Origin of the sequence: Sphingobium sp. TCM1, assembly GCF_001650725.1 — a bacterium.
In the GTDB taxonomy this organism is placed as follows: domain Bacteria; phylum Pseudomonadota; class Alphaproteobacteria; order Sphingomonadales; family Sphingomonadaceae; genus Sphingobium.
The window spans coordinates 169553-182485 of sequence record NZ_LXVX01000038.1 but is presented as its reverse complement, the minus strand read 5'-3'; the positions used below and the strand labels follow the sequence as shown (position 1 = coordinate 182485).

14 protein-coding genes and 3 pseudogenes are annotated in these 12933 nt (G+C 60.9%); 14 read left to right on the top strand and 3 right to left on the bottom strand.

Translation table 11 applies throughout. From position 1 onward, the window contains the following. Positions 1 to 75 precede the first annotated feature (75 nt). From A7Q26_RS20170 to A7Q26_RS20160, 3 genes are read left to right on the top strand one after another with little or no spacing between them, the layout of a single operon-like run. Positions 76 to 858, top strand: coding sequence for an enoyl-CoA hydratase-related protein (locus A7Q26_RS20170; RefSeq protein WP_066863531.1), 783 nt, complete (start codon positions 76 to 78; stop codon positions 856 to 858). A gap of 4 nt (positions 859 to 862) precedes the next feature. Continuing rightward, positions 863 to 1633, top strand: coding sequence for an SDR family NAD(P)-dependent oxidoreductase (locus A7Q26_RS20165; RefSeq protein ID WP_066863528.1), 771 nt, complete (start codon positions 863 to 865; stop codon positions 1631 to 1633). 7 nt (positions 1634 to 1640) lie between these two features. Continuing rightward, the gene (locus A7Q26_RS20160) at positions 1641 to 2411 is read left to right on the top strand and encodes an enoyl-CoA hydratase/isomerase family protein (protein ID WP_066863525.1); all 771 of its coding nucleotides are present in this window, start codon (positions 1641 to 1643) and stop codon (positions 2409 to 2411) included. 84 nt (positions 2412 to 2495) lie between these two features. On the opposite strand, the gene A7Q26_RS20155 is transcribed toward A7Q26_RS20160, so the two are convergent. Then, a complete protein-coding gene (locus A7Q26_RS20155) occupies positions 2496 to 3503 on the bottom strand; it encodes a zinc-dependent alcohol dehydrogenase family protein (RefSeq protein WP_066863522.1) in 1008 nt (335 codons plus the stop codon). 190 nt (positions 3504 to 3693) lie between these two features. On the opposite strand from A7Q26_RS20155, the gene A7Q26_RS20150 reads away from it, so the two are divergent. From A7Q26_RS20150 to A7Q26_RS20135, 4 genes are all read left to right on the top strand, one after another. Beyond that, entirely contained in the window at positions 3694 to 4425 is a 732-nt protein-coding gene (locus A7Q26_RS20150) for an NUDIX hydrolase (RefSeq protein ID WP_198163000.1), read from the top strand. A 65-nt stretch (positions 4426 to 4490) separates the two neighbouring features. Next, positions 4491 to 5588: an acyl-CoA dehydrogenase family protein gene (locus tag A7Q26_RS20145; RefSeq protein ID WP_066863517.1), complete on the top strand. Its 1098-nt coding sequence runs from the start codon at positions 4491 to 4493 to the stop codon at positions 5586 to 5588. After that, positions 5585 to 6796, top strand: coding sequence for an acyl-CoA dehydrogenase family protein (locus A7Q26_RS20140; RefSeq protein WP_066863514.1), 1212 nt, complete (start codon positions 5585 to 5587; stop codon positions 6794 to 6796). Before A7Q26_RS20145 ends, A7Q26_RS20140 begins: the two co-directional genes overlap by 4 nt. A gap of 27 nt (positions 6797 to 6823) precedes the next feature. Then, positions 6824 to 7708: a DMT family transporter gene (locus A7Q26_RS20135; protein ID WP_066863511.1), complete on the top strand. Its 885-nt coding sequence runs from the start codon at positions 6824 to 6826 to the stop codon at positions 7706 to 7708. 4 nt (positions 7709 to 7712) lie between these two features. Here the strand turns inward: A7Q26_RS20135 and A7Q26_RS20130 are convergent, their stop codons facing one another. Continuing rightward, the gene (locus tag A7Q26_RS20130; protein ID WP_157102638.1) at positions 7713 to 8303 is read right to left on the bottom strand and encodes a TetR/AcrR family transcriptional regulator; all 591 of its coding nucleotides are present in this window, start codon (positions 8301 to 8303) and stop codon (positions 7713 to 7715) included. A gap of 84 nt (positions 8304 to 8387) precedes the next feature. Here A7Q26_RS20130 and A7Q26_RS20125 point away from each other — a divergent pair, with 84 nt between their 5' ends. The 6 genes and pseudogenes from A7Q26_RS20125 to A7Q26_RS20105 all read left to right on the top strand — a co-directional run. After that, positions 8388 to 9440, top strand: a complete 1053-nt coding sequence (locus A7Q26_RS20125; RefSeq protein WP_066863505.1) for an aldo/keto reductase — start codon at positions 8388 to 8390, stop codon at positions 9438 to 9440. Between the two features lie 2 nt (positions 9441 to 9442). Beyond that, the gene (locus tag A7Q26_RS20120; protein WP_066863502.1) at positions 9443 to 10288 is read left to right on the top strand and encodes an NAD-dependent epimerase/dehydratase family protein; all 846 of its coding nucleotides are present in this window, start codon (positions 9443 to 9445) and stop codon (positions 10286 to 10288) included. Positions 10289 to 10291: 3 nt separating this feature from the next. Next, positions 10292 to 10750, top strand: coding sequence for an acyl-CoA thioesterase (locus A7Q26_RS20115; RefSeq protein ID WP_066863499.1), 459 nt, complete (start codon positions 10292 to 10294; stop codon positions 10748 to 10750). Positions 10751 to 10902: 152 nt separating this feature from the next. Beyond that, positions 10903 to 11280: pseudogene (locus A7Q26_RS20110) on the top strand (transposase); the annotation flags it as partial. Beyond that, positions 11264 to 11522, top strand: a pseudogene (locus A7Q26_RS24895) (IS30 family transposase); the annotation flags it as partial. The pseudogenes A7Q26_RS20110 and A7Q26_RS24895, both read left to right, overlap by 17 nt. 4 nt (positions 11523 to 11526) lie before the next feature. After that, a pseudogene (locus A7Q26_RS20105) lies at positions 11527 to 11829 on the top strand (integrase core domain-containing protein); the annotation flags it as partial. A 400-nt stretch (positions 11830 to 12229) separates the two neighbouring features. On the opposite strand, the gene A7Q26_RS20100 reads toward A7Q26_RS20105, so the two are convergent. Continuing rightward, positions 12230 to 12514, bottom strand: coding sequence for a winged helix-turn-helix transcriptional regulator (locus A7Q26_RS20100; protein WP_232313885.1), 285 nt, complete (start codon positions 12512 to 12514; stop codon positions 12230 to 12232). A 142-nt stretch (positions 12515 to 12656) separates the two neighbouring features. Here A7Q26_RS20100 and A7Q26_RS20095 point away from each other — a divergent pair, with 142 nt between their 5' ends. Further along, the gene (locus A7Q26_RS20095) at positions 12657 to 12845 is read left to right on the top strand and encodes a hypothetical protein (protein WP_066863489.1); all 189 of its coding nucleotides are present in this window, start codon (positions 12657 to 12659) and stop codon (positions 12843 to 12845) included. The last annotated feature ends 88 nt before the right edge of the window (positions 12846 to 12933 follow it).

The window sequence follows — 12933 nt, the reverse complement described above, 5'->3', positions numbered from 1 at the left end:
CAAACCGGCTTTGGATGTGGGACGGATCGACCGTTTCGCCGCGACCGAAGGCCGAACCGGAGAATAAAGACAAGCATGGCCTACGAAACGATCCTGTACGACATTATCGATGACGTTGCCGTCATCAAGATGAACCAGCCCAAGACTCTGAACGCTATGACGACGCAGATGGGTGAAGAACTGTTGGACGCCGTATGGCGCGCTGAAAAGGAAGCGCGCGCAATGCTCGTAGGCTCGGTCGGTCGGGGCTTCTGCTCGGGTGCAAATCTGGCCGAAGGCGGGATCGACCTCACCGATCCCAACCGTGACATGGGCGGCAATCTCGACGGAATCTTCAATCCTATCATCTATCAGATGCGGGCGGCGCAGATACCCGTGGTGACAGCCGTGAAGGGGCCGGCGGCAGGGGTGGGCTGTGGCATAGCACTTGCCGGCGATATGATCGTGGCGGGCGAAAACGCCATCTTCTTCCAGGCGTTCAGCAAGGTCGGCCTGGCGCCCGACGGCGGGTCATCCTACCTGCTGGTCAAGGCGATTGGTCGCCCGCGCGCGATGGAGATGATGTTGCTCGGTCCGAAGCTAAAGGCGCCGCAAGCGCTGGAATGGGGCATGATAAACCGGGTCGTGGGCGACGACGAAGTCGATGACAGGGCGCTTGATCTGGCGCGGGAACTGGCCCGTGGACCCCGATCGCTGGGCATCATCAAGCGGGTGGCTTGGGCAGCGCTCGACGCATCCTTCGAGACAGCCCTGTCGAACGAGCGCGTCGCCCAGCGCGAAGCTGGGCGGACAGAAGATTTCGGGGAGGGTGTAGCGGCCTTCCGCGACAAGCGTCCCGCACAATTCAAGGGGCGATGAGGCAATGGCATCGTCGCTGCTGTTCGATCTGTCCGGCAAGGTTGCCATCGTCACCGGGGGCAATGGGGGCCTTGGCCTAGGCATGGCCAAAGGGCTGGCGCAGGCGGGGGCATCGATCGCGATTGCCGCGCGGCGTGCCGACAAGGCGCAGGCTGCTCTCGCTGAGTTGGACGCGATGGGCGCTAGGGCGATCTTCGTCGAAACAGATGTAGCGGATCGCGCATCCTGCTTCGCCATGGCGCAGAGCGTCGCGGACCGGCTAGGACGGGTCGACATCTTGATCGCCAATGCCGGCATCGGCGAAGGCGCCCGGCCTGAAACGATGGATGAAGCCATGTGGCGCCGCACGCTCGACATCAATCTGTCCGGCAGCTTCTTCAGCGCCCAAGCCGTATATCCGCACCTGAAAGCGGCTGGCGGTGGCAAGCTGGTGATGCTCGGGTCGATGACATCGATCTTCGGGGCGGCGGGCGCCGCCAATTATGCAGCCAGCAAGGGTGCCGTGGTGCAGCTTGCCAAATCCCTGGCGATCGCCTGGGCGCGCGACAATATCCAGGTGAACGCCATCCTGCCTGGCTGGTTGGTCACGGACATGGTTGCGGACACCAAGGCGAGAGCGCCGGAATTTGACGAGGGCATCGTCGCCCGCACGCCAGCACGGCGGTGGGGCGAACCGGACGATCTGGCTGGGACCGCCGTCTATCTCTGCTCGCGCGCATCCGATTTCGTCACCGGCACGGCTATTCCTGTCGATGGCGGTTATGCGGTGATGTAGGCGTCCCGTGGCGCTGATCCGGAGCATCGACGAAGGCAATGTGCGGACGCTGACGCTCGATCGGTCAGACGGGCATAATGCGATCGGACCGGACCTGCTTTGCGAACTCGCGGCCGCACTTGATGCGACGCGCGCTGATCCGACCATCGGCGCGCTGATCCTGACCGGGGCCGGGTCGATGTTCAGTGCCGGCGGCAATTTGCAGGCGCTGCTTGACGGCCTGCGAACCCGTGACATGGCTGCCGAAAGGGCCGCGCTGGATGCGGCGGTCGCGACGGTGGACCTTTTGCGGACCTTGCCGATTCCGACTTTAGCGGCGGTCAACGGCCCTGCGGCGGGTGGGGGCCTTGCACTAGCGCTCGCTTGCGATTTGCGTGTCGCCGCCGACAGCGCGAAATTCGCTTATGCCTATGGCGCTATCGGGCTGGCGGGAGATCTTGGTATAAACTGGCTACTGGTCCGCGCGGTGGGACAGGCGAGGGCGCGCAGCATTGCATTTGGCGGGGTGCTCGACTCACAAGCTGCGCTGGCGGCCGGTCTGGTGGAAAGCGTCGTCCCTGACGCTGCGCTGCTCGAAGAAGCACAGCGCCGTGCGCAGCATCTGGCCCATATTCCCGCATCTGCCGCTGCGGCGATAAAGGCCAACCTGGATTTTGCCACAGAGCATGATTTTGCCAAAGCTGCGCTACATGAATGCGAAAGTTTTCAAAGGGTTCGTGGCGGGGCGGCACATCGCGCCGCCGTCGAAGCTTTCCTCCAAAGGTCGGCGCGCAAATAGCGTCCAGGTGGCGCGGTCGGCCACTGCACGAACCTGCCGAAGGAGGGCGCCGAACACGCAGTCGGCGCCTGCCACTATGCTGCCTCAGATTTCGATGCCGATCTTACCGAAATGCAAACCGCTTTCCTGATGACGAAAGGCATCTGCAAGGTCCGCCAAAGCGAATCGCGTTTCGACCACTGGGCGGATGCCGGTGGCATCGATCGCGGCGATCATGTCGAGTTGATGCCTGCGACTGCCTACCGTCACGCCGATGACGCGCGCCTGCTTGCCCATCAGCATCGCGGTCGGTACTGTACCCTGGAAGCCGGCGAGCACGCCGATCATTGAGATATGCCCGCCAACCCGGATCGCCGCCAGTGACTGCGGCAAAGTTCCCGCGCCGCCGATCTCCACGACATGATCGACACCGCGTCCGCCGGTCAGCTTCTTCGCAGTCGAGCCCCATTTTGTGTCCCCCCGGTAGTTGATGATGTGATCTGCACCCATCGCCTTCAAGCGTTCCAGCTTTTCGTCGGAAGATGAAGTGGCTATCACGGTGGCACCCATCGCCTTGGCGAATTGCAGCGCGAAAATGGAGACGCCGCCCGTGCCCTGGACCAGCACGCTGTCGCCTGCCTTGATCGCGCCTTCGACGACCAGCGCGCGCCAGGCCGTGAGGCCAGCGCAGGTCAGCGTCGCCGCTTCCATCGCGTCATAGCCTCGGGGCGCAGGGGTAAACCAATTGGCCGGGCCAGTAACGACCTCGCGTGCGTAGCCATCCATACCGTCCCCTGGCACGTTGGTGAAGCCGCCATCCTGCGGTCCGCCATTGGCCCAATCGGGAAAGAAGGTCGAAACTACCAGGTCGCCGACGGCAAATTGGGTGACGTCTTCTCCCAAGGCTATGATCTCACCGGCGCCATCCGACAGGGGAATGCGACCGGCCGGGACCGGGATGGCGCCCGTCACGACTGCATAATCATGATAGTTAAGCGAACTGGCGCGCAACCGGACTTGGATTTCGCCACGGCCGGGCGCCGGGGCATTTGGCAGATGGACGACGCGCATCGTGTCGAGAGTTGCCGGGTTACTGATCTGTATTGCCTGCACGTATCGTCTCCTGAAATTGGGGCGTAACGCATCTTGCCCACAAAGAATGCTTGTCCTTCGAATGATCCTGTCCCACACATAGGTACATAAGTGAACCTTGTTGTGAAATGGCCAAATGGGCAATCGAGGATGTATGGCGGGCGAACCCAGGGAAATAGCGATACCGCGACCGGCAGCGACCATCCTGCTCGTGCGCGACGCGCCGTTCGAGGTGCTTATGGTGCGGCGCCATGCCGGTCAGACCTTTTCTTCCGCGCTTGTTTTTCCGGGCGGCACGGTTGACGAAAGCGATTGGTCTGACGCCTGGCTGGACCTGGCGACAGGCGGTGAAGCCCTGGACCCCGCGGAACGCGCTCTGCGAATTGCCGCCTTTCGCGAAACTTTCGAGGAAACGGCTATCCTGTTGGCGCGGGATGCCGACGGCAGGCCCGTATCATGTCGCAGCACGGCGCGTGACGATTTTCGCACGGTCGTTGCGGAGAGTGGCGGCACGCTCTGGCTCGACGATCTGATCAAGTTCGGCCATTGGATCACGCCTGTGAATGGGCCAAAGCGGTTCGATACGCATTTCTTTCTTGCCCGGACTGCGGCGAATCAGGAAGCGGTGTGTGATGGCGGGGAGGCCGTCGCCCTGGAATGGGCCTCGCCGGAATCGATCTTGGCGCGGGCGGCTGCAGGCGAGCGATCGATCCTCTTTCCCACGCGCATGAACCTTCGGCGTTTGGCGGAGTCCGGCACGGTGGAGGATGCCCTGACCACCGCGCGTGCCCGGCCCGTCTTTACAGTGCTGCCGCGTGTCGAACGACGCGAGGGCGGCATGGCGGTCGTGATTCCCCAGGATGCAGGCTATGGCGAAACCGAGAATTTTCATCCGCGTGAAGAGATGGCGGGCCATGCTGCCGGGCAGCCGGGCGAGGGCTGAAGCGCGCACAGCGAACGGCCGGCGCGACACGGTCGGCCGCCCTCACATGTTTGGAGAGGCTAGAGATGTCGATATTATATGATGACGCACAGCAGGCGATCGGCGGAGAGGCCGTTCGTATTCTGGCCGACCGGACGCGCAGCGAGACGCTGAAGGCATTGCTGGAAACGACGGGGCGCTATGACATGCGCTTCTGGGAAACCTGCAAGGAGCAGGGTTGGACCGCCGTCGGCATACCAGAGGTGTTTGGCGGTATCGGTCTGGGTCTGGTCGAACTGGGGCTCATCGCAGAGGCCATTGGGCAGGTCGCGGGCGGCGCGCCTTTTCTCGGCACCGGCCACGGCGTGGCCCAAGCCATTTTGCGCTACGGCTCGGACGCGTTGAAAGAGCGCTGGCTGCCGACATTGGCAAGTGGCGAAACGATCGGTGCGGTCGCTTTTGCTGAAGGCGCCGATATGCTGCCATCGGAGCCGGCTTTGCGCCTTACGCACGGCCGCCTTGTCGGAGCGAAGCCGGCGGTTTGCGCTGGCGCCGTCGCCCAGGTCGCGCTCGTGCTGGCTTCGGGCGAACAGGGTCCAGTTCTCGCGCTGGTTGAACTGGCTGGGGACGGGGTAACGCGGGATATGGTCCACACTTTCGACAATAGCCGCTGCACGGCCGACCTGCACTTCGATGGCGTGGAAGCGTCCGTCCTGACCGGCGAGGGCGCGCTGCTTGCGGCCCGCGCTGTGCTGGAACTGCAGGCCGTCGTGACCGCGCATGAACAGGTGGGCGGGGCCGAGGCGATGCTGGGCAAGGCGCGCGACTATGCGATGGATCGCCGCGCCTTTGGCCAGGTGATCGGTGGATTCCAGTCCGTGAAGCACCGTATTGCCGAGGGTTATGTTCTGGTGGAACTGGCTCGCGCCAATGCCATCCATGCTGCGGCTTCCGAAGGCGAAGCCGATTTCGGCCGCCATGCCGCTGCGGCGCGGCTGTCTGCAACCGAAGCTTATGATAGCGTTTCGCGCGATGCGACACAGGTGCACGGTGGCATTGGCGTCACTTGGGAAGCCGACCTTCACCTGCATCAGCGCCGCGCGCGGACGCTGGCGATCGAGAATGGCCCCGCCTTGTTCTGGGAAGATGCCCTGGTAGACTATCTGGTGGAAGAGGCCGCATGAGTATAGATCTGGAAATCTATCGCGCCGATGCGAAGGCATGGCTCGAAACGAAAGCCATGGAGTTCGGGCGCGCCGCGCGCCGGGGCCTGTCCGAAGAGAAAGACCTGACACTCGGCCGGCGCTGGCAGGCGGAAAAATTCGCGGCGGGCTATTCAGCCATCAACTGGTCCAAGGAGCATGGAGGCCAGGGACTAGGTGCGTTGGAGAAACTCGCCTTCGAACAGGAAGAGATGAAGCACAGCTTTCCGAACGACTATTTCGGCGTCAGTCTCGGGATGCCGGTGCCCATCATGCTGCGTTATGTGAAGGGGGATTGGGCGCGCGAACGCGCGACCAAGGCGTTGAAGGGGGAGGAGATCTGGTGCCAACTCTTTTCCGAGCCGGCTGCGGGATCGGATCTTGCCGGCCTGCGGACGCGGGCGGATCGCGACGACGCCACCGGGGACTGGATAATCAACGGCCAGAAATTGTGGACCACCTGGGCGCAATATGCCGATTATGGCGTCATCGTCGCGCGCAGCGATCCGACGGTAGCCAAGCATCGGGGTCTTACCTATTTCTGGGTCGACATGAAGTCTCCCGGTGTCACGGTCAGGCCGGTCAGGCTGGCGGAAGGCCGTTCAGAGGTAAATGAGGTCTTCTTCGACGACGTCCGAATTGCCGATAGCCAGAGGCTGGGTTCGGTCGGCGGTGGTTTTGGCGTGGCCATGGAGACGCTGATGATCGAGCGCTACCAGGCGACCGATCCGGCTGGATTCGGCCCACCCATCGACCTGTTCGTCGAGGAAGCGAAGACGATCCGCATCGGTGGCAAGTCCGCGATCGAAGACGGGCGCGTGCGGGAACGCATTGCCCGAACCTATGCCGCGCAATCCGCTCTGGCGGCAATCCATCGCAGGGCTTTGCTCAGTCTGGCTGCCGGTATGCAGCCTGGCCCTGAAGGATCGGTCCATAAACTGGTATCTGTCCGCACCCGTCAGAAGTTGAGCGAATTCGCGATGGACCTCAAGGGCGTCGATGGGATGCGCTATGATGAGGATAAGACGCGCAAGGAAAGCTGGTCGAAAAGCTGGATGACCGCGCCTACCGGCCGCATCGCGGGGGGCGCGGACGAAATGCTGCTCAATACAATCGCTGAAAAGATATTGGGGCTGCCGCAGGACCACAGGCCGGACAAGGGTGTCGCCTTTAACGACATTCCACGCTGACCACCCGATGACTGATATGGAGTATACATGCCGCCACGGGATTTTCTGATTTTCCTGGCGATTTGTGTGGCCTGGGCTCTCAATACGATCGTCAGCAAGCTGGTCGTCGGAGACATGGCTGTGCCGCCGCTTTTTTACGCGGCGGCCAGGACATTGGTGGTTGGGGCGCTTCTGTACCGATACCTGTTCCCGATACCCGAACAGCTATGGCGGGTTTGCTTCGTGACGCTGCTGGTCGGGGGAGGGGGCTTTGCGCTCCTGTTCATCGGTTTGCAGACCGCTACGCCTTCGTCGGCAGCCGTCGTCATTTTGTCCCAGACGCCGCTCACCATCCTGTTCGCTGTGCTGCTCCTCGGCGAGCAGGTGGGCGTTCGACGGATTATCGGCATGATATTGACATTGGCCGGCGTTCTGGTGGTGCTGTTCGATCCGATGGGCATGCGTGGGTCGCTCGGCTTGATCTTCGTGGGGTTGTGCGCCTTGGCGGGATCGCTGGGGTCCGTCATGCTCAAGCAATTGTCGACCCAGCCGATCCGGCTTCAGGCTTGGGGCGGTGTAGCGAGCAGTATCGTGCTGATGCCGCTCAGCCTGTTGGCTGAGAAGGGGCAGTGGGCCGCAATTCAAGCTGCGAACTGGCAGTTCGTCGCCGCTCTGCTCTTTTCCGCGGTCGTCGTGTCCATCATCGCGCACACCACATATTATGGCCTGCTCCAGCGCTACGACGCCAACATGATCGCGCCGCTGACGCTGATGACGCCGATATTCACCATTGCCCTAGGCGCGGTAATCACCGGCGACCCCATCGGCTGGCGCCTGATAGCTGGCGCATCGCTCGCAGTGGGCGGTGTCCTCATCATCGTCATTCGTCCAAGCCGCACTCTGCCGAAATGGCTGATCGTGCGCGACCTATGATCGATCAGCAGCCGCCGGCGAGCGCCAATGAAACCGCATCATTGATTCGTCGGCGAAATGTCTCGGGCGTGGGCGCCTTGCCCAATTTGGCGCCGCGCGCGGCATGTACGAGGACGTTCGCAACCTGGGCCGTGGACAGGCCCTTGCCGGAAAAGTCAGTGTCGCCATCCGCTTCCGCCCGGTCGAGCATGGCCTGGATGCGGGCGCGCGGGCGTGGCCCGCCTTGGGTAAAATGGTCCGGATGGGCCGCGACAAAGGCCTTGAGTTCGCTCAGATGCTCGGCATCGCCGAACCATTCGAGCGCCACGCCGAAATAGGCGTAGAGCAAAGCGCGCAGGCGCTGCGACAGCGGTGCGTCGCTGGTTTCCGCCGCGACGACACGACTTTCCACCTCGGCCTGGCAGCGATCCAGCATCATGGCAAAAATCGCCACCTTGCCACTGAAATGCAGATAAAGAGTGGCTTTCGCGACACCCGCCTCGCGCGCGATATCGTCCATCGATGTCCTCCGATACCCATGCCGGACGAACAGGATTCGCGTGGCTTCCACGATTTGGTCTAGCCGGACGACGGCTGGGCGAGGCGCGCTGGTCATGGGATTCAAATATAGAGGGACTAGACCCAATGCAAGAATATGGTCTAGTTATTCTACCAACGGATTCGGTGGGGAGGACGAGCCATGCGCTATATCAATCTGGGGAATACTGGCCTCAAAGTGTCTCGCCTCTGCTTGGGCTGCATGACCTACGGTGCCACCGGGAACGGTTCCTCCAGCACAGGACATGCCTGGACGCTGGACGAAGAAACGAGTCGTCCCTTCTTTCGGGCCGCTTTGGAGGCCGGGATCAATTTCTTCGACACGGCCAATGGCTATTCCGCCGGTACATCCGAGGAATTTACCGGCCGCGCCATCAAGGCGATGGCACGCCGCGATGAGGTGGTCATCGCAACCAAGGCTTACATCCCCTGGCGCAACGCCCCAAATGCTGGCGGGCTGAGCCGCAAAGCCCTGTTCCAGGCGATTGATGACAGTCTGCGCCGATTGGGCACCGATTATATCGACCTGTATCAGATCCATCGCTGGGATAACGACACGCCGATCGAAGAGACGATGGAGGCGCTGCACGATATCGTAAAGGCCGGCAAAGCCCGTTATATCGGCGCATCATCGATGTGGGCGTGGCAGTTTTCAAAGGCGCAACATGTCGCCCAGACCAACGGCTGGACCCGTTTCGTGTCGATGCAACCGGAGGTGAACCTTCTCTATCGGGAGGAAGAACGGGAGATGATCCCGCTCTGCATCGATCAGGGCGTGGGGGTCCTTCCCTGGAGCCCGTTAGCGCGCGGCAAACTGGCCCGGTCCTGGGATGCGGCGACGACGCGCTCGCGCACCGATCAGTTCAGTCAATTTCTGTTCGGCAAGACCGAGGATGAGGATCGGCAGGTGGTCGAAGCCGTGCTGGCATTGGCCAGGAACCGGGGTGTCGCTCCAGCTCAAATCGCGCTCGCCTGGCTGCTGGCCAAGCCCGGGATCACGGCGCCGATTATTGGCGCGTCCAAGCCGGAGCATCTGACCGACGCCATTGCGGCACTGGACTTGGTTCTGGAAGGCGCTGAGATCGAAGCATTGGAGGCCCCGTACGTTCCCCACGCGGTTGTGGGCCTTTCTTTTTCCGCCCCATTTCGTGGTCGGATCACGCCGCCCTCGGCGATTGAACAGGGAGATCGTTGATCATGCAGGTGATGGTAACCGGCAGCGCCGGCAAGATCGGACGCGAAGCCGTCCGCGCGCTCAAGGCTGCGGGGCACAAGGTGACCGGTATCGACCTAAAGGGAGGTATCGTCGATGGCGTTCGCACGGTGAAGGTGGACTGCGCCGATTTCGGCGAGGTCATGGGCGCCTTTTCCGGTGTTGATACCATCTCGAAGCCCGATGCGGTCGTGCATCTGGCGGGCATCCCGATGCCCGGCCTGGCCAGCGATGCCGATATATTCCAGGTCAACACCCTTTCGACCTATAATGTCTTTTCCGCCTGCGCACGATTGGGCATCCGCCGCGTGATATGGGCGTCGAGTGAGACGATCCTCGGCTTGCCCTTCACCACGCCGCCGACCTATCTCCCGCTGGACGAGGACGCGCCCGACCTGCCTAACTGGTCCTATTCGCTGTCAAAGCATCTGGGCGAGGCGATGGCCGAACAATTTGTGCGCTGGCACCCGCAGATGACGATCGCCTCGCTGCGCTTCTCCAACGTGTTCGATGCGGCTGACTATGCTCAGCGTGACGCGATCGAAGCGCGACCCGAAGGGCGAAAGCTCAATCTGTGGGCTTATGTCGATGCGCGCGATTGTGGGGACGCATGTCGGCTGGCGGTGGAGGCCGATCTTTCAGGCCATCAGCGAATGATCATTGCGGCAGCTGACTCGGTGGTAAGCGTACCGAGCGCAGAGCTGGCCGCCCGGTATTTCCCTGAAACGCCGATCAGGGACGGCCTTGAGGGGAATGCGTCTTTTCTGTCGTCCTCGCGCGCCCGCGACCTGATCGGCTATCGTCCACAATATGGCTGGCGGGAGCGGTAAGGGATGGCCTTGAAGGACGATCCGACGCGGCTTATCCGCGATCGCTATCCGCTGCATTTTACCACCCGTATTCTCTACGCCGACATGGACGCTTTCCGGCATCTCAACAATGGCGCAACAGGCCGCTATTTCGAGGAAGGGCGCGCTGATCTCAACATGTCCGTGTTCGGGAAGGGGAGCATGATCGATCCGCCAGGCGGCTTGCAACTGCTGTTTGCGACCGTGACGATCGATTTCATCAAGCAGGCCTATTATCCTGGAACAGTCGAGATCGCGACTGGGCTCACTCGGATAGGAAGCAGCTCGTACATCATTGCGCAGGCCGCGTTCCAGGATGACGTCTGCTTTGCGCTCGGTGAAGCGGTCATGGTCAAAGCTATTGACGGACGGCCGGCAGCTTTAACCGAAAAAGAAAGGTCGCGCATGGAGAGTTTTCTGATTTCGCAGGGAAGTATATCATAAATACTCGTCTTGGATATATCGTTTTTCCACATTGTTGGCATAATATCAAATGTGGACGACCTCGGTAATAAGATCGTCCGGTGGCGTCGTTTCGTAATAGAGGATCGGCAAGCGATCGGCGTGGATCATCCATGAACATGGAAGGAACCACGATGACCGATTCCATGATGGATCTGCGCGCGCTGGTCGAGAAAACTCCTGATGCGGATATTTTGCGGAAAATCATCTCGTTTGCCGCGGAGCAGCTGGTGGAGATGGAAGTTGGCGGCCTGACGGGCGCGGGACATGGCGAGAAGTCGGCTGCCCGGCTCTTCCAGCGCAACGGCTACCGCGAGCGCGATTGGCAAGCCCGCGCCGGCACGGTTGAGCTGCGCATCCCCAAGTTACGTAAGGGCAGCTATTTTCCGGGCTTTCTCGAACCGCGCCGAATGGCCGAGCGGGCGCTGACGGCGGTTATCCATGAAGCCTATGTTCTTGGCATCTCGGTCCGTCCAGTCGATGATCTGGTCAAAGCTCGACAGTGGGTTGGAGATCTATTTTTTTGATCCGCAAAGTCCTTGGCAACGAGGCTCGAATGAAAACACCAACGGCTTGCTACGACAATATTTCCCCAAGGTACCGATCTCTACAGGCACACAGCAAAGGAGTTGGACGCCGTAGCCATGCCATGAATACAAGGCCCAGAAAGACGCTCGACTGGAAAACGCCTGCAGAAGTCCTCGACCAGTTCCTCGTTGAGCAGTATGAAACCGGTGTTGCGACGAACGATTGAATCCGCCCAATATCTTGTCATGAACTACACCCAGCGCCTGGCTGAAGCTAAACTCGTTTCTTCGGTTGGCAGCGTCGGCGATTCCCATGACGATGCGTTAGCTGAGACGATTAACGGCCTTTACAAGGCCGAGGTCATCTGGCGGCAGCAGTCATGGCCAAGCGTTTCGACCGTGGAAACGGCAACGCTGCGCTGGGTCGATTGGTACAACAACCGCCGGCTATTCGGCCCTATCGGCCACATCCCGCCCGCTGAGGCCGAAGACAATTACTATGCAGCTCTCGAGAACCTCGATATGGCTGCATAGCCCAATGAAAACTGCCTCCTGAAAAGCCGGGGCGCTTCATGGTGTAGCCTGATCGAGCCTATCTCGGTGTCCACCAAACCGGCAGCAGGCCACTACTATCCACCCAAGTCCCGGTGGATACAGGCTGTTCCATTCATGCCATTCGAGCGACATCTTCGCCATTCTGCGACGACAATGGACCGAACGTGACATTCGAGCTGCTGTTTTGGTCAAGCCTACTCAATTGCAGTATTCATGAAATTCAACAAAGTATAATAGACGATATTGATCCTGATCATTCCGCCGTTCTCTTCGCACCGTGGATGCGGGGGTGTAATCGCCGGATCGGTTCAGGATTATTGTTCTGCAATTCCTTCTGTACTTGAACCCATCAGGCTCAGGCCGAAAGGCGTGGTGCCTTTCATGTGTAATAGGTCTGCCACCATGCCATCAGCGCGTCCATCATAGGAGCGAGGGCACGCGCCTTGGGTGTAATCGCGTAATCGACGCGCGGCGGGACTTCCGCGAACACGGTTCTCAACACCAGGCCATCCGCCTCCAGTTCGCGCAATTGAGCCGTCAGCATATGTTGGGTGATGCCCGGTATCGCCCGCCGAAGCTCGCCGAAACGATGCACGCGCTGGTCGAGCAGCCACAGGATTTCGAGCTTCCATTTGCCGGCTAGCACAGCGAACGCGCGGCGCATTTCCAAGTGCAGATCCGGTGTACCCGCCTTGCAGCAGCTATTACTATGATTTTCCATACTAGCAGACGGTCATCCATCCTACTTGCGCACTTCGATGCGAGAGGACATTTCGGCTGCTTTCCGCAAAAGCGCAAGGGGCACCATGTTCAATGATGAAATGATCATCCCTCCCTCGCTTCGCTACGTTGCTTCCAACTCCCGCAACTTCGATGAGCGGCTGGACATCTGCAAACGGCTGAAGGGTCTTCGCATCATGCGTGCGCTCTCCATCGGTGCGGGTGTGCAGACGAGGTGCCATTACGACAACCGGAGCCTGACAGTGTCGAATTGAACTCGGGCAATTAAGGCGACCGCCGCGAGTGGGGCCTCGTCGGGTGCGCAGGCCACGACGGATTGCGCCCACTGCCCATTCGACGCGG